Raw genomic sequence first — 20,848 nt, 5'->3', positions numbered from 1 at the left:
TATCTGTACTTATTCTACCTTGTAATCCCTCTTTTATAAAACAAACAAATTTTCATGAATTTTTAGAAATTAATTGATTTCGCCTATTGATATTTACGTTAACGTTAATGCTATGATATTTATAACAAAATTTGGATAAAGAGTGGTATTTCCATGTATACAATTACAAACCTTGCAAGGGAATTTAAACTGACTTCGCGGACAATACGCTATTATGAAGAGCTTGGATTGCTTCAGCCCAAGCGTTCATCTAATGGAAACAGAATCTACACGAATAAGGAATATGCGCTTCTAAGATTGATCCTTAGGGGAAAGCGCTTTGGTTTTTCGCTTGAAGAAATTAAGGACATGGTGCTGCTGTTTGATAAGGACAGGACTGGAATACAGCAGCTTGAAAGGACGGTTGTTTATGGTGAGCAAAAATTGGAGGAGGTGACTCAGCGGATTAAGGAGCTAGAGGAAATAAAAGAAGAAATCAGCCTTCTTATGGTTGATTTCAAAGAAAAACTTATGATGCTAAGGGGAGAAAATATATGAATGTTTCTGAATTGCTGTCAAGGAATGCAAGGAAATACCCGCATCAGGAAGCAGTCATAATAAATAAAGAAAGAATCAGCTATAAACAGCTTAATGAATACTCTAATCGTCTCGCCTCTTCCTTAAGGGAGCTGAAAATTGCCGCTGGGGATAAAGTGGTCCTTATTCTGCCTAACTGCCTTGAATTTGTCATAAGTTATTTTGCAGTTCAGCGGCTGGGGGCTATCGTTGTCCCGGTGCATGCCAAATTGTCTGTAATCGAGCTTGAATATATTATTTCCAATTGTAATGCCAGTGCTGTAATCATTCACGATAGCGTGAAAGAATCAGCGGCATTTGCCGGCCATCCAACGCTGATTTCTATAAAAACAGGAAAACAGGAGGAAGGGTGGCGCTCTTTTGACTGTCTTCTTAAGCAGGGAGATACCTCCGAAATAGCATGCACTCTTTCTGAAGATGATGAAGCTGCCATCCTGTATACTTCCGGTACAACCGGCAAACCAAAGGGAGTGCTGTTTACAAACCGCAATATCTTAGCTGCCGCCATAATGATGTGTGTGGAAATGAGTTATAAACCAGAAAGCAGAATCCTGCACATGATGCCACTCAGTCACTCTGCTCCTTTGCATTTATTTCTTGTAGCAGGAACCTATGCAGGCGCTGCTCATGTTTTATCTGAAGTCTTTACCCCGGAACTTCTTTTGAATTTGGTTCAAAAAGAAAGAATCACTCACTTTTTCGGCGCTCCTGTAGCCTATCTGCTTACGGCAAAACAGCCGGGGCTTGCAGAATATAACCTTGCATCGATGAAGTGCTGGGTATACGGAGGTGCACCGCTTCCTGAAAAGGATGTTAGATTCATTCAAGATAAGCTGCAGACCAAGGATCTCTACTGTGTGTATGGATTAACGGAGTCTGGCCCTACAGGGATGCTTCTGCTGCCCGAAGATCACGATAAGAAGGCGGGAAGCATAGGGAAACGGGGGGCACTGGGCACGGAGTTCCGTATCGCTGATCATTCAGGATATGATGTCAGTGTGGGTGAAGCGGGGGAAATACTCTTATACAGTGAAGGTAATATGAAAGGATATTATGGTGATCCAGCTGAGACGAACCATGCTTATTTTGGAAAGTGGATCCGTACAGGCGACATTGGAAGGATGGACCGGGACGGGTATGTGTGGATTATCGACCGAAAAAAGGATGTCATCATCTCAGGCGGAGTAAATGTGTATCCAAAGGAAATTGAAGAAGAGCTGCTAAAGCATCCGTCTGTTATAGAGGCTGCAGTCATTGGTGTGCCTCATCCTGAATGGGGAGAAACGGTGAAAGCGGTTATGGTGATGTCGGAAAAACCGGAAAACCTCCAGGAGGAATTTCAGGAATTTTTATATGGAAAGCTTGCTGCCTTTAAGCTGCCAAGGCTGTATGAAACTTGTGAGGCTCTGCCAAGAAACGCGACTGGCAAGGTACTGAAGCAGGTATTAAGAAAAAAGCAATTGGAGGTATGATGGATGAACTTCTATACTGATGACCCTATATTCCAAGATTTGCTGAGGGAGCTGCTTGCCCCTGACTTCTATGCCTATGCCAATGAGCAATTATCAGATTTTGGACGGATATGTGCCAATGAAATTGATGAACGTGCCCGTTATACAGATCGTGAAGGACAGCCGCAGTTAATTAAATATGACGCTTACGGAGAGGATATCTCTGAAGTGCGGGTAAATGAGGGGTATAAAAAAACTGTGGAAGACACCTATAAAACCGGCATCGTGGGGTATGTCCATAAACCCGTGCCTGAGCTGCAGAAAAAAGGGAACTATATCTATTCTTATGCCCAGGGATATCTCCTGTCACAGACAGAACCGGGCTTTTATTGCCCTGTAACCTTAAGCATGGCGACTGCTTACCTGCTTAGCCATTACGGAAGTGAACAGCTGAAAAGCCGCTTTTTGCCCCATGTGCTGTCTACAGGGGAGGCGCCTTTGTATGAAGGGGCTACCTTTTTGACAGAACGGCAGGGAGGTTCGGATGTAGGCGCAAATGAAACGAAAGCAATCAGAAACGGTGATGAATATTTGCTTTACGGGGAAAAGTATTTTGCCTCAAATGCAGGAATGTGCGGGGTAGCGATGGTGCTTGCAAGGAAAGAGGGAGCACCTTCCGGAAGCAGGGGACTGACCCTTTTTGCGGTTCCCTGGAGAAAAGAAGATGGCACATTGAATGGGATATCTATCCGGAGGCTGAAAGACAAGCTTGGTGTCCGGGCTGTTCCTTCTGCCGAGGTTGAATTTAATGGAGCGAAGGCTTTTGTTGTGGGAGATCCTTCAAAGGGCTTCTATTATATGATGGAGGCTCTTAATCTATCAAGAGTCTGCAATGCAGTTGCATCACTTGGAATTATGCGCCGTGCTTACCAGGAGGCTGTGCGGTATAGCCTGAACAGGCGGGCATTCGGCCAGACTCTCACTGACTTTCCAATGGTGAAGGATTCACTTGTGAAGCTGGCTGTGAAGCATGAGATAGAAATGCGGGCAGTCTTTACTTACTTGCCGCTGTTTGATGAAGTCATGGGCGGAAAAAATCAAACCGGCCAGGAAGCAAGGGTGCTTAACCGTTTATATATTGCTTTATTAAAAAAGGAAACAGCAGAGCAGGCTATTCATTTCGCACACGAAGCCATTGAAATGCACGGAGGAAACGGCTTTATTGAAGACTTTGTGACCCCCAGGCTGCTTCGCGATGCCCAAGTGCTTACTGTTTGGGAGGGAACGGCCAATATTTTGGGCCTTGAAGTGCTTCGGCTCATTGAAAAATCCGGGGCACATACCATATTTATTGCAGAAATGGAGCGAAGGCTTGAAGCTGTATCCTCAATATCGCAGAAATGGACCATTCCAGTGTCATCCGCAATTTCAGAGCTGAGACAACAGCTGGATGCGTTAAGCAGCGCCACACATGATCAAAAAACCTTTCATGCAAAGAAAATAGCTAAACGGATGACAGAAATCTTTGAAAGCATCATAGCCCTTGAATATGCTCATAAAAATGGAGGACGCGCTATAAAAGTGATGGAGGTCTTTATAGAAGAAACCTGGGAGAATTCATTTACTTTAAAGGATAACTTAAGGACTGTAGAATATTTTGAGGAAATTGTTTTAAGCACCCGGCAATAATAAGTATCTTGCTAGATTCTGATTGCTTTAAAAAAATAGATAATTCTGTCTGTTTTGGAGAAAGTAAAATTATGTAGAAAAACAGTGGAAATAAGGATATAATGGTAAAAAATACTAGAAAATCTGCAGGCGCTTTCTTCCTTTTGATAGAATGATAAACTTGGATAGGATTTTGTTATGCAGACATGGAGGGAATAGAATGTTTAAAAAGAGTGCTTTGCTTTTATTTACCGTTTTTCTAACATTGGCTTTTGGCTCAGGAGCATTTGCTGCAGAGAATACCGACACACAAAAGGCCTTGAGTCTGATTGATGCAAAAAATGCCCAAATCGATAATGAAATACAAAAAGCCTCAGCGGCAGCTGACGAACTTCAAAGCAACTATTTTGAAGATATCAAAGGCATTGAAGGCGCAGACGCTTTTATCTCGCTGAGAAATGAACAAACTAAGCTAGAAGCTGCATTGGTTGCTGAAACTGATTCAGCAAAAGCTGATTCTATCAGAGCAGAACTTGCTCCTATTGATAATGAACTTGCTTTATCTGAAAACAGCCTTAAGCAAAAATCAAGTGATTTTGCTGGCCTAACTGAAAAATATAACAGCAATTTGAATGCATTGATTTCTGCCTTGGACACACTTACTTCAGATATCACTGCAAATGCCATCCAAGAAGCAGCTGAATTAGGCGTATCTGCACAATGTGAACTTAAACTGGTGAAAATTGCCCACAAATTAGTATGGATTGACCCGATTCAGGTAGTCGGCCACTAAAATGTTCTTGTGAATGAATAGCTGAATAAGGTAAGATTAAGTAAAAATGGGTTCTGTTTTCGGAACCCATTTTACTTTTGCTCGAAAGGGAGAGCTGATATGAAAGGTTTAAAAGTAATAAAAAAAGGCTCTTATTTAGAAAAGGTAAAAAAAAACTCCACTGAACTAAGCTTATTAGAGCAAGGAGACGGAGTAGAAATAATGCTTCAAAGTATAAAAAAGGATAAAATGTTCTATTTATACCCTTCAGATAATCCAGAAGTTATGGAATTTATTTATATATTAAGCGGTAATATTGAACTTGACGAAGATGGGATTAAGGTTCCACTTGGTCCGAAAGATTCCTATTCAGCACAAGGATTGGAACGGGTCGTTTACTTTGAGGCAAAAACAGATGTAACTTATCTTTGGGTAATAACAGAGCCTGCTTTTTATGAAGTTAGTTCAGATATAGCTAATTTGAGAAAGCTAATTGATGATGCAGAAAATAGAGATCCATATACATTTAAACATAGCGAAAGGGTAGCACAATATTCTGTGAAAATTGCAAAGGTCCTAAATATGCAAAATAAACAGCTTAAGATGTTATACCTAGCCGCAGAACTTCATGATATCGGCAAGGTCAACATTCCGATTGAGATCCTCAATAAACCTGGCAAGCTCACAAAAGAAGAATTTGATGTTATTAAAAAGCATCCGGGTGATGGTGCAGATATGGTGATGAAAACCAGCTATAAGCATCTTGCGAAGATCATTGAACAGCATCATGAGAGGTTAAACGGATCAGGTTATCCACATGGTTTAAAAGGTGATGATATTCTTCTTCAGGCTAAGATCATTGCGGTAAGTGATACTTTTGATGCAATGACAGAGGATAGGGCGTATAGGAAGGCCCATACTGCACAATACGCCATGGACGAAATTAAGAGCATGGCAGGCACTCATTATGACCCTGAAATAGTTGATGCCTTGGAAAAGGTGCTTATAGAAGAAGGAAAGATTGAAAGCAAGCGGGAAGAGTAGCCTGTCTTGCTTATTTTTGTGTCTTTTTTTAGTTCAAAAGGATTACAGGGATATCAATTAGCTATTGATTAGCTGTAATTAAAATTTAAAAACTTTATTCTATGCAGGTATGTTTGGATTGAGTTAAAATAAAGATGTATTCTAAAGATTTAGAAAATTTAATATTCAAGGAGGCAGTGATGGAGATAGCAGGATGCTCGGCGCTTGTAACCGGCGGTGCTTCTGGCCTTGGTGAAGCGGCAGTCAGGAAGATTGTTGAAAAGGGCGGGAAAGCAGCCATTCTTGATCTTTCCATTGAGAAGGGAGAAAGATTGCAGAAAGAATTGGGGGATGCTGTATTTTTCATAGAAACGGATGTTACAAATGAACAGAAAGTGACCGCAGCAATAGGAGCAGCTATAGATAAGTTCTCTTCATTTCAAGCTGTTATCAATTGTGCAGGTATAGCAATTGGCCAGAAAACGGTGGGGAAAAGGGGAGCACATAATCTTGCAGACTTCTCAAAAGTCATTGAAATAAACTTAATTGGAACCTTTAATGTGATCCGCCTTGCAGCGGAGAAGATGATACATAATGAAGAAAATAAATGGGGAGAACGGGGAGTCATTATTAATACAGCATCTGCAGCAGCCTTTGAAGGGCAAATTGGCCAGGCGGCTTATAGCGCTTCTAAGGGAGGAATTGTCAGTATGACCCTTCCGATTGCCCGGGAATTGGCACCATACGGAATCAGGGTAATGTCGATTGCCCCTGGTTTATTTTCTACTCCAATGTTTGACGGGCTGCCCGAGGAAGCCCGCACTGCACTTGGCAAAACGGTGCCGTTCCCCAAAAGATTGGGAATGCCTGCTGAATTTGCCAAACTCGCTGAAAGCATTATAGAGAACCCCATGTTAAATGGCGAGACAATCAGGCTGGACGGGGCCATCAGGATGCAGCCTAAATAACTAATATTGGTAAGCGTTTGCATTTTGCCAGGGAGTTGATATGATGAAGCATCCTTATCTGTTTGATGAACATGAAATCTTTCGCAAGTCAATTCGGAGATTTCTGGAAAAAGAGGCATATCCCTTCTATGATGAATGGGAAAATAATAGGATCATCCCCCGTTCGTTTTGGGAAAAGATGGGCAAGCAAGGATTTCTATGTCCGGATCTTCCTGAAGAATATGGAGGCTCAGAAACGGATTGGGGATATTCCGTCATCATTAATGAAGAACTTGAACGTGTCGGTTCAGGGTTAGTTGGAGTCGGACTTCACAGTGATATCGCGGTTCCCTATATTGCCAGCTACGGAACAGCAGATCAAAAAGAGAAATGGCTCCCAGGGTGTACAAAGGGTGAAATCATTACAGCGATAGCCATGACAGAGCCAGGGACCGGTTCAGATCTTGCTAATATCTCTACTACTGCTTTTCTTGATGGAGACCGCTATATATTGAATGGGCAGAAAACCTTTATCACAAATGGAATTCACGCTGATTTAGTCATCGTGGCTTGTAAAACGAATTCAAAGGCAGTGCCAAAGCATAAAGGAATCAGCCTGCTTGCTGTCGAGCGGAATAATCCCGGGTTTACAAGGGGAAGGAAATTGAACAAGGTCGGCCTTCACTGCCAGGATACGGCGGAGCTAATCTTCGAGGACTGTGCGGTGCCAAAAGAGAATCTGATTGGCGAAGAAGGCAAAGGCTTTTTATATTTAATGGAAAAGCTCCAGCAGGAACGGCTAATTGTAGCGATCGCAGCCCAAGTCGCAGCAGAGGAGATGGTTGCTGACACCCTGGAATATGTGAAGAGCCGTGAAGCCTTTGGAAAAGCAATCGGGAAATTTCAGAATACCCAATTTAAAATGGCTGAGATGGCAACAGAAATAGAAATGGGGCGAACATTCCTTGATAGCCTGATTGCAAGCCATCTTGCCGGAGAAGATATCGTAACCAAGGTTTCCATGGCTAAGTGGAAATTAACGGAAACAGCGAGACGGATTTCCATGGAATGCATGCAGCTTCATGGCGGTTACGGCTATATGGAAGAATATAAAATTGCCAGGAGATACCGGGATATTCCTGTTGCCAGTATTTATGCAGGAACCAATGAAGTCATGAAAGGCATCATTGCTAAAAGACTCGGTTTATAAATATGAAAGGAAGGGTGTTCAATGCGTGAAGTTGTTATTATAGAAGGAATCCGCACACCTGTTGGAAGACGTAATGGCCTGCTTAAGAATGTAAGGCCTGATGATCTGGCCGCCCTGGTTTTGAAGAATCTTGCTAAAAGAGCCGAGATTAGTCCTCATATCATAGAAGACGTCATTCTGGGATGCGTAACCCAAACGGGCGAGCAGGCAGGTAATATTGCGCGGACAGCCGCTTTGATAGCAGGCTTTCCGATCGAAGTTCCCGGAACAACAATCGACAGGCAATGCGGCTCAAGCCAGCAGGCTGTCCATTTTGCCTCACAGGCCATTTTATCCGGTGACATGGATGTGGTGGCTGCTGGCGGAGTGGAAAGTATGTCGAGAGTTCCTATGGGCAGCAATTATCAGGGTGCAGGACTCAGCGAAAGCTTAAAAAACAGCTTTGAAATGGTTCATCAAGGTATATCAGCAGAGCTCATTGCCGAAAAGTATGGCCTGACCCGCGAAGAATGTGACCTGTTTGCACTTCAAAGCCATGAAAAAGCGATTAAAGCCAGAAATGCCGGCTATTTTGAAAGAGAAATCCTTCCGATAGAGGTATTGGATGATTATGGTGAAAGGTCAATTTTGAAGGAAGATTCAGGTCCGCGGAGCGAAACGACATTAGAGGCATTATCAGGTTTAAAAACAGTTTTTAAAGAAGATGGCCTGATTCATGCAGGAAATTCAAGCCAAATCAGTGACGGGGCAGCAGCCGTTTTGCTCATGGAAAAAAATAAAGCATTGGAGCTTGGGCTAAAGCCTCGCTTTAAGATTCACACACGGGCCGTAGTAGGTTCCGATCCGACACTGATGCTGACAGGGCCTATACCTGCTACAAAGAAAGTGCTTGAAAAGTCAGGACTGAAGCTTGAGGACATAGATATTTTTGAAGTGAATGAAGCTTTTGCCCCTGTCCCTCTGGCATGGCTGAAAGAAATTGGGGCAGATCCGGACAAACTGAATCCAAACGGAGGAGCGATAGCTCTTGGCCATCCCTTAGGAGGAAGCGGAGCAAGGCTGCTTGTCTCGCTTATGCATGAACTTGAACGGACAAACGGCAGGTACGGGCTGCAGACCATGTGTGAAGGAAACGGGATGGCAAATGCGACCATTATTGAACGGTTAGACCTATAAAAAGGAAAATGGGGGAATATCATGGAGGCTACTATTGGAGAAATTTTTGACGGGGCAGCAGAACGATTTCCGGATAAAGAGGCCATATATGATGTAAGGAGAAATGTCCGTTACACCTACAGGGAGTGGAGTGAAAGAATCCATGCCCTGGCACATGCATTTATAGCAGAGGGTATACAGAAGGGCGATCGGGTTTCTGTCTTTTTATACAATAACGAGGAGCTTGCAGCAGCCTTTTTTGCCTGCGCTAAGATTGGAGCGGTATTTAATCCGATAAATTTCCGGCTGATGCCTGAAGAGGTTTCATATATTTTGAAGGATGCCAATCCCAAAGTCCTGCTATTTGAAAGTGCCCTGAGACAGGTCATTGACGATATTGAAGGCCGGTTTCCTGATACAAGTTTCTGGTACATCGATGATAATCCCCCTTCCTATGCAGCAGACTTTCAGCAGAAAATAAAGGAAACAAAAACATCCCCCATAACAGGTGGTGTTACAGAAGATGATATTTACGCCATTATGTATACTAGCGGCACCACTGGCCGGCCTAAAGGGGTCCTTCACAGGCACAGGGAAATGGCAGAGCAAAGCAAAATTTTGAAAGAGGCGACGAAATTGGATCAGCATGATGTGGGCTTAATTGCAGCTCCCATGTTTCATTGTGCTGAACTTCATTGTGCCTTCCTTCCCCGTGTACAGTCTGGTGCAGGAAATATTGTGGTGCATGGATTTCAGCCGAAGGAAGTGCTGCGTTTAATCGAAAGTGAAGGAATCACAAAGCTATTTGCAGCTCCAGCTATGTGGAATATGCTCCTTCAAGAGGACCTCGGCAAATATTCTCTAAAAAGCTTGAAGCTGGGACTGTACGGTGCCGCACCTATGGCTCCCGCTTTAATTATGGCCTGCCGTGAAAAATTGGGAATCGAGCTGGTTCAGGCATATGGGATGACCGAAATGGGGCCAGCCATTACACTTCTTGCGGAAGAAGATCAAATAAGGAAAGCAGGATCAGCCGGCAAGGCATGCTCTGGCCATGAAATTATCATAGTCCGGCCGTCTGAGGACGGACCTTCTGATCCAGATGATGTGCTGCCAGCTTTTGAAACGGGAGAGATACTTGTCAAAGGGCCATGTATGATGAGCGGATATTATCAGCGTGATGAAGCTAATGAAAAAGCCCTTTATAAGGGGTGGTACCATTCGGGAGACATTGGTTACTTGGACGATGAAGGATATTTGTGGGTAAAGGACAGAGTGGATGATATGATCATCTCCGGCGGGGAAAATATCTATCCAAGAGAAGTGGAGGATACTCTGTTTGGACACAAAGGTGTACTGGATTGTGCAGTAATCGGGCAGCCTGATGACAAGTGGGGCGAAACGGTCACTGCCTTTGTAGTGGCTAAAGACTCTGCGCTGACAGAAGAAGAGCTGGAAGACTGGTGCAAGAACAGCCGCAGCCTGGCAAATTATAAACGTCCCCGAAAATATATATTCTGTGAAGCATTGCCAAGAAATGCGAGCGGAAAAGTACAAAAATTTATGCTGCGCAAGGAAATTGGGGAAATCATTAGCGGAAGCAATAAGTAAATGTTACAAGGGGGAGTATTTTGGAATCCCATTTAACAAACAGGGAGCAATTAAATGCTCCCTGCAAGTTTACTTCTGTTTTCTCTTTTTTGCCCGCATATCTGCGGCATCTGACCGCTTTTGGGCTTCCAGATCATTTTGATCAGCAAGCTCTTGTGAAAATTCAACATCTAAACCATCATGCTTCATTTCTGCAGGCACCTGCGGAAGTTTTTGCTTGTTTTTATCGCGGTTTTTATGAATGCTGTTTCTTCCCATATTAAGCAGCCTCCCATAGAGAAAATCTTTTTGAAGTGATATTAATATCCCTTCAATGTTATTGTTAGCGGGATGGCTGTTTAAATGTCAGGTAATTGCCTCCAAAATTTCTTTAGCGTTTTCCCCTTTTAACATCAAATCCGCCAGCTCGGTCTGCGTGTTTGAACTCTCTGGCGTACAATACTGCCTGTGTGCTTGTTAAAGTGCTTTTTGTTCTATCCTTTTTTTTAGCTTCCAATGATATCATCTCCTGTTCATTACCTGTATTTTTTCCATAGAAATGAAATCCGATACCTGAATATGATCATTTATCAAGTAACTGTTCAAGTGCTCCTTTTAATAGGGGATAGTCAAATGTGAAAGAATGCGAAAGTAATACATCTGGCATGACGCATTGTCCTTCTAACACCATGCTGCTCATTTCTCCCATCACGGTTTTTAGGGCAATGGAAGGAACAGGGAGCCAATGTGGCCTGTGCAGGACTTCCGCGGCTGTCTGACCGAACTCTTTCATTCTGACGGGAGCAGGCGCTGTCAGATTAATTGGGCCTGAAATGCTTTCATTTTGCAAACAATAATGAATGGCCCTTGCCGCATCATGGATATGAATCCAAGAAAGCCATTGTCTGCCGCTTCCTAATGTACCTCCTGCAAAAACCTTATATGGCATAATAATACTTGGCAGGGCACCTGCATCCATTCCCAGTATGACCCCAAAACGGGCTATAACCATCCTGCCGCAGTATGTCTTGGCTTTTTTCGCTTCTTTTTCCCAGAGAACAACGGTCCTTGCAAGGAAGCCATTCCCGCTTTTTGTTTCTTTTTCTGTGTATGTGCGGCTCTCGGAGACTGGATAATAGCCGATTGCACTCGCATTGATGACACATTCCGGCTTTTTTTTAAGGAGGGATAGAATCTTCGTCATTTCTGCTGCAGTTTCAATTCTGCTTTCAACGATTTCCCGTTTTCGTTTCTGTGTCCATCGTCCGCTGTTTAATGATTCTCCTGCAAGATTAATGAAGGCATCGATGCCTTCCAGTTGTTTTTCAGGATGGGCATCCTCTTGCAGCCATCTGATATAGCGGATTCCCTGTGCTTGCTTATGATTATCAGGGTTTCTTGTCAGAATGCAGATGTCATGCTTATGGGCGCGCAGTTCTTCAGTTATTGCCCGTCCAATAAAACCGCTGCCGCCGGCAATGGCAATCTTCATAAAAACACTCCTTCATGACTGTATTGGATATCGATTTTCCGATTAACAAAACTGTATCATGTTATTGAAGTTTTTAAAAAAGTAAACCTTCTATAGAATGTGTTACAGTTATAGCAGGGGGTAAAATTATGCCGAAAATCACCAAAATCACTACTCAAAAAAAACGGGCCGACCGTTATAATGTATATATAGACCATGGCAAAGGAGAACAGTATGCCTTTAGCGTGGACGAGGAAGTACTCATTAAGTTTCAGCTTAAGAAGGGCAGGGAACTGGAAGAGTTTGATTTAGCAGATATCCAGTACCATGATGAAATACAGAAAACGTTTACTATGGCACTGAATTATTTATCTCACCGGATGAGGTCTGAAAAGGAAGTCCGGCTTTATCTGAAAAAGAAAGAAGCAGAGGAGCCAATCATCCAGGAAGCCATCCATAAATTGTATCAATATAAATATTTAGATGAGCTTGAATTTGCGAAAGCATTTGTCCGGACATATGCAAATGGCGGAAATAAAGGGCCATTTACGATAGATATGGAGTTAAAGGAAAAAGGAATAGCAGACTCTGTAAGAGTGCAGGCAATGAACGAATACCCAATCGATCTGCAGATAGAACATGCCCGGAGTTTGGCTGAAAAATCGTTAAAAAAAGAAAAGAATCTTTCTAAGACTGCTCTCTCGCTAAAGATTGAACAAAACCTGTTGCGCAAAGGGTTTTCTCGGGATATTATTATGGAAGCTTTAAGAGACGTTAAGGTTGAGAAAAGCCAAGGGGAAGAATGGGAAGCCATGAGCCTTCAGGCTGAAAAAATCAGCCGGCGGAATCAAAAATACACAGGCTTGGAGTACAGGCAGAGAATGAAGCAGGCTTTATATAGAAAGGGGTTCGATATCGGGTTAATTGACCGGTATCTGAATGAATCCGAAGACATGGATTAAAAATCTTATCAAGCACATTTAAAAGCAGAGGTGTTATTCAGTGAGTGAAGTAAGATATAGCCAAATGACAGAGCATGAGCTGCGGCAGGAAATAGGAGCCTTAAAAGAAAAAGCAAGAAAAGCGGAGCAGCTTGGCATGGTGAGCGAATTTGCAGTGCTGGAAAGAAAGGCTGTTATGGCACAGGCATATTTATTAAATCCCGAAGACTTCTTGCCTGGGGAAATTTATCAAATCGAAGGCGATCCCGGAACATACTTTAAAGTGGATTACTTGAATGGGGTTTTTGCATGGGGGTATAGGATGAGCGGCAGCGGCGAAGAAGAAGCCCTGCCGATTTCAATGCTTGTACCTGCCAAAAAAATTTAAAAATCCAGAGGCAGCTGAGCCTCTGGACTGTTATACATCTTGTCAGCGAAGTGTATCCGACGTTCTTTCATTCGAGGCTCTCATCCGCTCCTGCGGATGGGTATTAATGCTGCCATCCGGGCGTTTAGAAGCATACTCTGCTTTGGCCCTCGGCTCTCCCTCGAATTTATTATTGTTTTGATTCGGGAAATTTCTGGCTTTATTTCTCATGGTTTTTCCCCTCCAAACACAATGTAAAGAATCGCGTTTTCCGCGTACACTTAGTATGGGTAAAGAAATTCAAATTATGATTTTTTCTGGGCAGAAATAAATGGGCAGAGGTGAGGAAAGTGAAGGAATACCAAGAACGATTGACTCAGTCTCTTTTAGAGAAAAACAATCAGATTACGTTCAATCAGGCTTTGACATGGGTTGAGCTTCTTTGGGAGGATTTTGAAGCAACCTATGCAAAGGCCGGGCATGAATATGCAGGAGAAGAAATGACAGCAAGAGTCGTAAAGCAATGGATTGACAACTACGGGGACAGGCTGCATGAATTCATTGCAAGAAATCCTAAATATGAGCATTTATTGAATCAAAAAAAATAACCTGCATTAGAAAAATCCCCCCTTCTAAGGGAGGATTTTTCTGTTTCGGAATTCTCGAAATTTAAAAAGGAATTAAATTCAGTTTTTTCCTGAGCTTTGCTTCACTGAATATCCAGCCTGTATAAGAGTTAAGGATATTTAAGTCCCGGTCCAGATGGACGACGGCGACAAATGGGTAAAAGCCATTGCTGCGGTAGCGCAAATCAATAAAGCGGACCTCGTAATAATCCTTCACTGCCGTGATTTCCCATCGATAAACCGGTGAAAAAGAAAGGAATGCCGCAAGATTTTTATCATGCTTTGCAGCGTCAAGCACATCGCTTTCAGGCAGAGGGAGGCGGTCAAACTTGTCAAGAACCGTAACATATCCGTTTTCTGCACGCGCCACATAGAATTTGTTTCCTGTAATGACGGCAATTTTCCAGCGGTGATATTTCATTGTCGGTGAAAGGATGACTTTTTTAGCATCAGGAATCTGCTGTTTTACAGCTCTTTTAATATATCGCTGCTCCTTGAATCGGGCAAAATAGTAAATGACTATAATGCCGTACATGGCAAGAAATGTATAGCCCGGCGGGAAGCCTAATCCCCACAGGACGAGGGCTGCAGCATGAATGCCGAAAATAAAGGGATCAAAGGTGTTAATAACCCCAAGTGCAAGCCATCTGGATGAAATTGGCCGTAAAGCCTGGGTGCCATAAGAGTTGAAAATATCTACAAAAACATGCAGGAAAACGGCAAGAAAGGTCCAAAGCCACAAATGCAGCAAATTTGCTGAAGGAACGGCTGCAAAAATCGTAAATGTAATTAATATGGGCCAAAGCAGCACAGCGGGAATCGAATGAGTAATTCCCCGGTGATTTCGTATATATACAGCATTGTTTCTAAGCTTTAAAACCGTGTCAATATCCGGAGCCTGGGAGCCTATAATAGTTCCAGCCATAATAGCATGTGCTGTTGACGTGTCGCCTAAGGCTGGGTCCAATGTTGCAAGACCTCCTAAAGCGATCCCCATGACCAGGTGAGTGCCAGTATCCAACTAAGTAACCTCCCTGCTTAATAGCGGTCTGATATTATTGTTAAGAGTAATCATAGCTCATATTATTAGTATTCGCCAAAAGAATTTATTTTGACATATTCATTACACATATTACAATAAAAGAAAAGTACATCTTTTATATGCTTTAAAGTATTTCATATATATATTCCCATTTTCTAAAGAAGTTTAACATCGCGGAGGAACAAATATGAAAGAAAACGAATTGCAGGGTTTGTCAGAAATTAATATCACTGAATTTCAGCAGGATTTGCTTTCCTGGTTTGAAAAGGAACAAAGAGATTTGCCATGGAGACAAAATAGCGATCCATACAGGGTATGGGTTTCAGAAATTATGCTGCAGCAGACAAGGGTAGATACTGTTATCCCTTTTTATAACCGATTTATGGATTGGTTCCCTACAATTGAGGATTTCGCTGATGCAGATGAAGAAAAGGTGCTTAAGTCCTGGGAGGGGCTTGGATATTATTCCCGTGTCAGAAACCTGCATAGTGCCGCGAAGGAAGTAAGAGAAGCCTACGGCGGCATTGTTCCTGATAAACCGGAAGAAATTTCAAAATTAAAAGGTGTGGGCCCCTATACGGCAGGCGCAATATTAAGCATTGCTTATGGAAAAGCTGAACCGGCAGTAGACGGGAATGTAATGCGTGTACTGTCGCGCATTCTTAAGATTAAAGAAGATATTGCAAAGCCTAAAACAAGGGTATTATTCGAAAGGGCTGTCAGGGGCCTGATTGACCATGATCATCCATCTTTCTTTAACCAGGCTTTAATGGAACTGGGTGCCTTAATATGTACGCCTGGAACACCCGCATGCTTATTATGTCCTGTACGCAGCCATTGTCAGGCATTTCAGGAAGGCATACAGTCTGAGCTTCCCATCAAGATTAAAAAGAAAAAAACACGCAATGTGCCGATTGTTGCTGCAGTGCTGACAAATGAAAAAGGTGAAATCCTGATTCATAAGAGACCTTCTGAGGGGCTGCTTGCAAATTTGTGGGAATTCCCTAACTTTGAAATACACACTGAGCTTATGACAAAAAGGGAATACTTCGCAGAGGAATTCCGCAGGCTCTTTGAAGCAGCGGCTGATATTGGAGAATTGGTAGCTGAAATTGATCATGTTTTTTCTCACCTTGTCTGGAAAATCGATGCATTTAAAGGCACAATAAGCAGGCATATTGATAGTACGCTGTTAGAAAGTCAGCAGTATAAATGGGTTTCTGAAAAGGAAATAGAACAATATGCATTTTCGGTATCACATCAGAAAATTATGGCGGGTTATAGGAGTTCCCAATGAAAAAGGAAGCGGAATATTCCGCTCCCCTTACTTTCATCATAGCTCAATCATAGCTTTCATTGGTGCCATGTGTATAATCGGCTTCACTTCTTTGAAGGCCGCCGCGCTTTTCAATTTCCTCCACAATCTCCTTGTGGATTGACTGGCCTTCCTGGTTCAGGTAAGGTACCATTTGCTGCAGGGAATGATGAAAGTAAACTAGCTCGCTTTTTTCCCAATCGGATTTTGGCAATAATGATAATTCTGTCATGTCACGGCCAACGTACATAATACCACTCCTTTTTCTTTATATTTTTCTTGAAAATAAACATCTTTATTCTTATTTTTCCAAATAGAAGGGACGATAAACAAATGACAAATAAAGTAGCATTGGTAACAGGAAGCAGTAAAGGGCTTGGAAAGGCGACAGCCCTAAAGCTGGCTGAAGAGGGATATGACCTTGTCATTAACTATGCCAGAAGCAAATCCAAAGCGCTTGAGGTTGCGGCTTTAGTTGAAGCAATGGGCCGGAAAGCTCTAGTTGTAAAGGCCAACGTTGGTGATGTGGCGAAAATAAAATCTATGTTTGCCGAAATTGAAGAATATTATGGCAGGCTGGATGTATTCGTATCAAATGCTGCATCTGGCGTTCAGCGTCCACTGATGGAGCTTGAAGAATCACACTGGAACTGGACCATGGATATCAACAGCAAAGCACTGTTATTTTGCGCACAGGAAGCTGCCAAATTAATGGAGAAAAATGGCGGAGGAAAAATTGTCAGCATCAGTTCACTGGGTTCTATCAGATACCTTGAAAATTATACGGTTGTTGGCGTTTCCAAAGCCGCACTTGAAGCACTGACACGCTATCTTGCAGTTGAACTGGCTCCAAAAAATATTACGGTAAATGCTGTTTCTGGCGGAGTGATTGATACAGATGCCCTTAAACATTTCCCTAACCGAGAAGAATTATTGGCAGATGCTGCAAAAAACACTCCTGCTGGACGAATGGTGGAAGTATCGGATATGGTAAATGCCATTCTCTTTTTAATAAGTGACAAAACAAGCATGATCTGCGGACAAACCATTATTGTCGATGGAGGAGTTTCACTGCTTGTGTAATTGGATAAATTTAACTGAAATTTGTTCGGATATCACCCCGTACTCCTGGTTATTCTATTATCGTGGAGGTGATTACGAATGGAGAACAACAAAACAACACAAGCTGGAACTAACGTACAGAAGGTTCAACAGCAAAACCAGCAAGCTTCTGCAGGAAAGAGCCAATCTGGACAGGGCCAATATGGCACTGAATTTGCAAGCCAAACTAATGTGCAAGAAGTGAAGCAGCAAAACCAGCAAGCATCTGCAGGAAAAAGCCAATCTGGCCAAAGCCAATCTAGCCAAAGCCAATACGGTACTGAGTTTGCAAGCCAAACTAATGTACAAGAAGTAAAAAGACAAAACCAGCAGTCTCAATCTGGAAAATCTTCCAAAGCATAAGCACAAGAAAAGGGCATTCTTCTCTTCAGAAGAATGTCTTTTTTTGTTTATTCGTTTATTTTTGTTCTGCGAGGGGATCCTATCGTTAAATCAGCCACCTTATTCCAAAGTTTACAAATTCAGAAATTAATAATATACATTGAAGCTGAACAGGGCGCTTTCGCATCCTTCGACAAAAGTTCTGTTTGGTCTACATTTTAAGTCAAAGGACAATCAGGTGGAAGCAAGAATATTTGGAGGAGGGGAAATCATTATATAAATAATAGGGCGGTGCATGGATATGAAAGAGTTTGACCGGCTGATTAATGAGCAGCTAAAAACGATGGAGAAGCTCTTGTTTATACAATCTGAAATTGAAAGATGCCAGGAAATCGAACAACAGCTCCAAACCTTGCAGGAATTGACCGAGTTAGATTGCATTCAGGATGAGATTTTACGGATGAAGCAGGAATTATCTGCAATTCATGATATGTTTGAGCAGCAGACAGAAGAGGTCATCAGGTACTATCAGGAAGGGCAGGAAGCAATTATCTAATATCCAGGCTCAGCTTAAATGAAGTTGACTGGAGCGAATGGTGAGAGACTCCTGGAGCGGAAATCAGCCTTGTTCAAAGTATACGAAAAACAAGTCCTAAGGGGCTATCTTATTCAGTAATTGTCTTTTTGCCGATAATGCGGGAATTTTGCAGCTTTTTTGCGGATTTTTTAAGTATTATTGGCTTTATGGCACATTTTTACTGATAGATAGCCCCTTTTGTTTTAAATTTTTGAATAAATCGCTATAATAAAGGAATATAGGAAATCGAATAAGATACAGTATAACCGCCATTAGAAAAGTTTTGTAATGTGTTTAAGGAAGGCAGGGGAGAATAATTATGGGGATTCCCACCGAGGGAGGAAAAATCCAAATTCAAAGTTATAAGCATAATGGGCATATCCACCGGATCTGGGAAGAAACCACCGTTTTAAAAGGGACGCAAAATCTTGTCATAGCGGCAAATGATCGTACGATGGTAACGGAATCCGACGGAAGAACCTGGATAACGAGAGAACCGGCAATATGCTATTTTCATTCTAAATATTGGTTCAATGTTATTGGGATGCTTAGAGAAGACGGTGTGTACTATTATTGCAATATCAGTTCTCCGTTCACTTGCGATACGGAAGCGCTTAAGTACATTGATTATGACCTGGATATTAAGGTGTTTCCGGATATGACTTTTAATTTACTGGATGAAGATGAGTATGAAAGGCACCGCAGGGAAATGAATTACCCTGATGCAATTGATGCTATCTTAAAAAGAAATGTCGATTATTTAATTTACATGATACGGCAGAGGAAAGGACCTTTTTCTGCAGAATTTATTGATTCCTGGTACGAACGGTTTTTAACATACCGCTAGAGCCAAAAGCCTGTTGCATAAACAACAGGTTTTTTTTGAGACAAAACTTACTTACGGAGGATTTTTGTGGATAGCGTAAAAAGATATCTGCGGTTTGTCAAACCATACAAGTGGCAAATTGCAGGAACAGTCATCATAGGACTTCTGAAATTTGGTATACCGCTTTTAATTCCTGTTCTTACAAAATATGTTCTGGATGATATTATTGCCAATAAACACTTAACGTCATCTGTAAAAACGGAAAAACTATTCTGGGTTATGGGAATTATGCTGGTGATATTCGTTGTGGTCCGGCCGCCTGTGGAATATTACCGGCAATACTATGCTCAATGGACCGGCACGAAGATTTTATTTGATATCCGGAATGAGCTATTCAGCCATATCCAAAAATTAAGCTTTAAATATTATGCCAATACCCGGGCAGGAGAAGTCATCTCCAGGGTCATAACAGATGTAGAGCAGACAAAGAACTTTGTAATCACGGGGCTTATGAATCTCTGGCTTGATATAGCAACCATTATTATCGCCATCATAATCATGTTTACCATGGATGTGAAGCTCACCATTGTCTCCTTGGTGATGCTTCCATTTTACGCATTTTCCGTTAAGCATTTCTTTGGAAAGCTCCGGGATTATACAAGAACGCGCTCGCAGGCTCTTGCAGATGTTCAAAGCCATTTGGGTGAACGTGTTTCTGGAATGCCTGTTATTAAGAGCTTTGCCATAGAAGATCACGAATCAGAGCTGTTTAAAAAACAAAATCAGAACTTTTTGGACAAGGCGCTGGCGCACACAAGCTGGAATGCCAAGTCTTTTGCTGTTGTTAATACCATCACCGATATTTCACCTTTGCTGGTTATTGGCTATGCAGGTTATCAGGTGATTAATGGCCCGCTGTCAGTAGGAACGATGGTGGCCTTCATAGGGTTCATCGATAGACTGTATAATCCCTTGAGAAGGGTAGTCAACTCCTCAACTACTATGACACAGACACTAGCCTCAATGGACCGTATGTTTGAGTTCATTGATGAAAAATATGACATTGAGGATAAACCAGATTCTATATCACTGAACCGTGTAGAAGGCAATCTTGATTTTGAGAATATTTCGTTTGCTTATGATGAATCAGAAGAGCCAGTTTTAAAGAATTTGAACCTTCATGTCCGTAAGGGTGAAACCATTGCATTGGTTGGGATGAGCGGAGGAGGAAAGTCTTCGCTTGTCAGCCTGATTCCAAGGTTTTATGATGTCAGCAGCGGAAGGATTTTACTGGACGGCATAGATTTGCGGGATTTCAAGGTCCGCAGCCTGCGCGATAAAATTGGGATGGTGCTGCAGGATAACATCTTATTCAGTGAGTCGGTTGTCTCGAATATCAGGATGGGCAAGCCCGATGCATCCATGGAAGAGGTAATAGAGGCAGCAAAGGCAGCAAATGCCCATGACTTTATAGAAAACCTGTCAGAAGGTTATGAAACGAAGGTAGGAGAGCGCGGTGTTAAATTATCCGGAGGGCAAAAACAGCGTGTTGCCATTGCAAGGGTGTTCCTGAAAAACCCTCCGATCCTCGTGCTGGACGAAGCAACTTCAGCTCTTGATCTGGAAAGTGAGCACTTGATCCAGGAAGCACTGGAGGAGCTTGCAAAAGAGAGGACTACCTTTATTGTTGCCCATCGGCTGTCCACGATTACGCATGCTGACCGGATAATTCTTATCGAGCATGGAGAAATAACAGAAATGGGAAGCCACGAAGAGCTTATGAGAAAACAGGGCGGCTATTATAACCTGTTTCAGGTTCAGCAGCTTGATTCATAAAGCCGCAAACAA

24 protein-coding genes are annotated in these 20,848 nt (G+C 42.4%); 18 read left to right on the top strand and 6 right to left on the bottom strand.

Annotated features, from left to right (window positions below; translation table 11 throughout):
* Nucleotides 1–153: 153 nt before the first annotated feature.
* From BIV59_RS11235 to BIV59_RS11195, 9 genes are all read left to right on the top strand, one after another.
* Nucleotides 154–537 carry a MerR family transcriptional regulator gene (locus tag BIV59_RS11235; protein ID WP_071351578.1) on the top strand — a complete coding sequence of 128 codons (384 nt, stop codon included), beginning with the start codon at nucleotides 154–156 and terminating at the stop codon, nucleotides 535–537.
* Nucleotides 534–2,048 (top strand): class I adenylate-forming enzyme family protein, encoded by a 1,515-nt coding sequence (locus BIV59_RS11230; protein ID WP_071351577.1) that lies wholly within the window; start codon nucleotides 534–536, stop codon nucleotides 2,046–2,048. The genes BIV59_RS11235 and BIV59_RS11230 overlap by 4 nt, the downstream gene beginning before the upstream one ends.
* A gap of 3 nt (nucleotides 2,049–2,051) precedes the next feature.
* Nucleotides 2,052–3,716 carry an acyl-CoA dehydrogenase family protein gene (locus tag BIV59_RS11225; protein WP_071351576.1) on the top strand — a complete coding sequence of 555 codons (1,665 nt, stop codon included), beginning with the start codon at nucleotides 2,052–2,054 and terminating at the stop codon, nucleotides 3,714–3,716.
* Between the two features lie 199 nt (nucleotides 3,717–3,915).
* Entirely contained in the window at nucleotides 3,916–4,488 is a 573-nt protein-coding gene (locus BIV59_RS11220) for a hypothetical protein (protein ID WP_071351575.1), read from the top strand.
* A 99-nt stretch (nucleotides 4,489–4,587) separates the two neighbouring features.
* Entirely contained in the window at nucleotides 4,588–5,511 is a 924-nt protein-coding gene (locus BIV59_RS11215; protein ID WP_071351574.1) for an HD domain-containing phosphohydrolase, read from the top strand.
* 179 nt (nucleotides 5,512–5,690) lie between these two features.
* A complete protein-coding gene (locus tag BIV59_RS11210) occupies nucleotides 5,691–6,458 on the top strand; it encodes a 3-hydroxyacyl-CoA dehydrogenase (protein ID WP_071351573.1) in 768 nt (255 codons plus the stop codon).
* Between the two features lie 43 nt (nucleotides 6,459–6,501).
* On the top strand, nucleotides 6,502–7,647 hold the full coding sequence (locus BIV59_RS11205) for an acyl-CoA dehydrogenase family protein (RefSeq protein ID WP_071351572.1): 1,146 nt from the start codon (nucleotides 6,502–6,504) through the stop codon (nucleotides 7,645–7,647).
* A gap of 21 nt (nucleotides 7,648–7,668) precedes the next feature.
* The gene (locus BIV59_RS11200) at nucleotides 7,669–8,823 is read left to right on the top strand and encodes a thiolase family protein (RefSeq protein ID WP_071351571.1); all 1,155 of its coding nucleotides are present in this window, start codon (nucleotides 7,669–7,671) and stop codon (nucleotides 8,821–8,823) included.
* Between the two features lie 21 nt (nucleotides 8,824–8,844).
* Entirely contained in the window at nucleotides 8,845–10,413 is a 1,569-nt protein-coding gene (locus BIV59_RS11195) for a fatty acid--CoA ligase (protein WP_071351570.1), read from the top strand.
* Nucleotides 10,414–10,482: 69 nt separating this feature from the next.
* Here the strand turns inward: BIV59_RS11195 and BIV59_RS11190 are convergent, their stop codons facing one another.
* From BIV59_RS11190 to BIV59_RS11185, 3 genes are all read right to left on the bottom strand, one after another.
* Nucleotides 10,483–10,671 carry a YfhD family protein gene (locus BIV59_RS11190; RefSeq protein WP_071351569.1) on the bottom strand — a complete coding sequence of 63 codons (189 nt, stop codon included), beginning with the start codon at nucleotides 10,669–10,671 and terminating at the stop codon, nucleotides 10,483–10,485.
* Nucleotides 10,672–10,783: 112 nt separating this feature from the next.
* The gene (locus BIV59_RS22815) at nucleotides 10,784–10,918 is read right to left on the bottom strand and encodes a YfhE family protein (RefSeq protein ID WP_083392138.1); all 135 of its coding nucleotides are present in this window, start codon (nucleotides 10,916–10,918) and stop codon (nucleotides 10,784–10,786) included.
* Nucleotides 10,919–10,975: 57 nt separating this feature from the next.
* Complete coding sequence (locus BIV59_RS11185; protein WP_071351568.1) at nucleotides 10,976–11,884, bottom strand: TIGR01777 family oxidoreductase; 909 nt, start codon at nucleotides 11,882–11,884, stop codon at nucleotides 10,976–10,978.
* Nucleotides 11,885–12,012: 128 nt separating this feature from the next.
* Here BIV59_RS11185 and recX point away from each other — a divergent pair, with 128 nt between their 5' ends.
* Both recX and BIV59_RS11175 read left to right on the top strand, forming a co-directional pair.
* Nucleotides 12,013–12,825 carry a recombination regulator RecX gene (gene recX / locus BIV59_RS11180; protein WP_071351567.1) on the top strand — a complete coding sequence of 271 codons (813 nt, stop codon included), beginning with the start codon at nucleotides 12,013–12,015 and terminating at the stop codon, nucleotides 12,823–12,825.
* 40 nt (nucleotides 12,826–12,865) lie between these two features.
* Nucleotides 12,866–13,192 (top strand): YfhH family protein, encoded by a 327-nt coding sequence (locus BIV59_RS11175; RefSeq protein ID WP_071351566.1) that lies wholly within the window; start codon nucleotides 12,866–12,868, stop codon nucleotides 13,190–13,192.
* A gap of 42 nt (nucleotides 13,193–13,234) precedes the next feature.
* Here the strand turns inward: BIV59_RS11175 and BIV59_RS11170 are convergent, their stop codons facing one another.
* Complete coding sequence (locus tag BIV59_RS11170) at nucleotides 13,235–13,402, bottom strand: small, acid-soluble spore protein K (protein WP_071351565.1); 168 nt, start codon at nucleotides 13,400–13,402, stop codon at nucleotides 13,235–13,237.
* Nucleotides 13,403–13,521: 119 nt separating this feature from the next.
* Here BIV59_RS11170 and BIV59_RS11165 point away from each other — a divergent pair, with 119 nt between their 5' ends.
* Nucleotides 13,522–13,779, top strand: a complete 258-nt coding sequence (locus BIV59_RS11165) for a YfhJ family protein (RefSeq protein ID WP_071351564.1) — start codon at nucleotides 13,522–13,524, stop codon at nucleotides 13,777–13,779.
* 61 nt (nucleotides 13,780–13,840) lie between these two features.
* Here BIV59_RS11165 and BIV59_RS11160 read toward each other — a convergent pair whose 3' ends face one another.
* Nucleotides 13,841–14,818, bottom strand: a complete 978-nt coding sequence (locus tag BIV59_RS11160; protein WP_071351563.1) for a metal-dependent hydrolase — start codon at nucleotides 14,816–14,818, stop codon at nucleotides 13,841–13,843.
* Between the two features lie 208 nt (nucleotides 14,819–15,026).
* On the opposite strand from BIV59_RS11160, the gene mutY reads away from it, so the two are divergent.
* Entirely contained in the window at nucleotides 15,027–16,136 is a 1,110-nt protein-coding gene (mutY, locus tag BIV59_RS11155; protein ID WP_071351562.1) for an A/G-specific adenine glycosylase, read from the top strand.
* A gap of 43 nt (nucleotides 16,137–16,179) precedes the next feature.
* Here mutY and BIV59_RS11150 read toward each other — a convergent pair whose 3' ends face one another.
* Complete coding sequence (locus tag BIV59_RS11150) at nucleotides 16,180–16,404, bottom strand: hypothetical protein (RefSeq protein WP_071351561.1); 225 nt, start codon at nucleotides 16,402–16,404, stop codon at nucleotides 16,180–16,182.
* Between the two features lie 83 nt (nucleotides 16,405–16,487).
* On the opposite strand from BIV59_RS11150, the gene fabL reads away from it, so the two are divergent.
* The 5 genes from fabL (at nucleotide 16,488) to BIV59_RS11125 (ending at nucleotide 20,836) form a co-directional block, all read left to right on the top strand.
* Nucleotides 16,488–17,237, top strand: a complete 750-nt coding sequence (gene fabL / locus BIV59_RS11145; protein WP_071351560.1) for an enoyl-[acyl-carrier-protein] reductase FabL — start codon at nucleotides 16,488–16,490, stop codon at nucleotides 17,235–17,237.
* Between the two features lie 78 nt (nucleotides 17,238–17,315).
* Nucleotides 17,316–17,618 (top strand): gamma-type small acid-soluble spore protein, encoded by a 303-nt coding sequence (locus BIV59_RS11140; protein WP_071351559.1) that lies wholly within the window; start codon nucleotides 17,316–17,318, stop codon nucleotides 17,616–17,618.
* Between the two features lie 280 nt (nucleotides 17,619–17,898).
* A complete protein-coding gene (locus BIV59_RS11135) occupies nucleotides 17,899–18,153 on the top strand; it encodes a YgaB family protein (RefSeq protein WP_071351673.1) in 255 nt (84 codons plus the stop codon).
* Between the two features lie 340 nt (nucleotides 18,154–18,493).
* Nucleotides 18,494–19,021, top strand: coding sequence for a nucleoside tri-diphosphate phosphatase (ntdP, locus tag BIV59_RS11130; RefSeq protein ID WP_071351558.1), 528 nt, complete (start codon nucleotides 18,494–18,496; stop codon nucleotides 19,019–19,021).
* Nucleotides 19,022–19,087: 66 nt separating this feature from the next.
* The gene (locus BIV59_RS11125; RefSeq protein ID WP_071351557.1) at nucleotides 19,088–20,836 is read left to right on the top strand and encodes an ABC transporter ATP-binding protein; all 1,749 of its coding nucleotides are present in this window, start codon (nucleotides 19,088–19,090) and stop codon (nucleotides 20,834–20,836) included.
* Nucleotides 20,837–20,848: the final 12 nt, after the last annotated feature.

Origin of the sequence: Bacillus sp. MUM 13 (assembly GCF_001866725.1) — a bacterium.
Classification (GTDB): Bacteria; Bacillota; Bacilli; order Bacillales; family DSM-1321; genus Peribacillus.
This window is presented reverse-complemented; position numbering and strand designations above follow the sequence as displayed.

Coding starts and splice junctions, on each gene's coding strand:
- BIV59_RS11215 (WP_071351574.1), top strand. CDS start 4,588: ATGAAAGGTTTAAAAGTAATAAAAAAAGGCTCTTATTTAGAAAAGGTA.
- BIV59_RS11170 (WP_071351565.1), bottom strand. CDS start 13,402: ATGAGAAATAAAGCCAGAAATTTCCCGAATCAAAACAATAATAAATTC.
- BIV59_RS11185 (WP_071351568.1), bottom strand. CDS start 11,884: ATGAAGATTGCCATTGCCGGCGGCAGCGGTTTTATTGGACGGGCAATA.
- recX (WP_071351567.1), top strand. CDS start 12,013: ATGCCGAAAATCACCAAAATCACTACTCAAAAAAAACGGGCCGACCGT.
- mutY (WP_071351562.1), top strand. CDS start 15,027: ATGAAAGAAAACGAATTGCAGGGTTTGTCAGAAATTAATATCACTGAA.
- BIV59_RS11210 (WP_071351573.1), top strand. CDS start 5,691: ATGGAGATAGCAGGATGCTCGGCGCTTGTAACCGGCGGTGCTTCTGGC.
- BIV59_RS11135 (WP_071351673.1), top strand. CDS start 17,899: ATGAAAGAGTTTGACCGGCTGATTAATGAGCAGCTAAAAACGATGGAG.
- BIV59_RS22815 (WP_083392138.1), bottom strand. CDS start 10,918: ATGATATCATTGGAAGCTAAAAAAAAGGATAGAACAAAAAGCACTTTA.
- fabL (WP_071351560.1), top strand. CDS start 16,488: ATGACAAATAAAGTAGCATTGGTAACAGGAAGCAGTAAAGGGCTTGGA.
- BIV59_RS11200 (WP_071351571.1), top strand. CDS start 7,669: ATGCGTGAAGTTGTTATTATAGAAGGAATCCGCACACCTGTTGGAAGA.
- BIV59_RS11190 (WP_071351569.1), bottom strand. CDS start 10,671: ATGGGAAGAAACAGCATTCATAAAAACCGCGATAAAAACAAGCAAAAA.
- BIV59_RS11230 (WP_071351577.1), top strand. CDS start 534: ATGAATGTTTCTGAATTGCTGTCAAGGAATGCAAGGAAATACCCGCAT.
- BIV59_RS11205 (WP_071351572.1), top strand. CDS start 6,502: ATGAAGCATCCTTATCTGTTTGATGAACATGAAATCTTTCGCAAGTCA.
- BIV59_RS11220 (WP_071351575.1), top strand. CDS start 3,916: ATGTTTAAAAAGAGTGCTTTGCTTTTATTTACCGTTTTTCTAACATTG.
- BIV59_RS11225 (WP_071351576.1), top strand. CDS start 2,052: ATGAACTTCTATACTGATGACCCTATATTCCAAGATTTGCTGAGGGAG.
- BIV59_RS11195 (WP_071351570.1), top strand. CDS start 8,845: ATGGAGGCTACTATTGGAGAAATTTTTGACGGGGCAGCAGAACGATTT.
- BIV59_RS11140 (WP_071351559.1), top strand. CDS start 17,316: ATGGAGAACAACAAAACAACACAAGCTGGAACTAACGTACAGAAGGTT.
- BIV59_RS11235 (WP_071351578.1), top strand. CDS start 154: ATGTATACAATTACAAACCTTGCAAGGGAATTTAAACTGACTTCGCGG.
- ntdP (WP_071351558.1), top strand. CDS start 18,494: ATGGGGATTCCCACCGAGGGAGGAAAAATCCAAATTCAAAGTTATAAG.
- BIV59_RS11150 (WP_071351561.1), bottom strand. CDS start 16,404: ATGTACGTTGGCCGTGACATGACAGAATTATCATTATTGCCAAAATCC.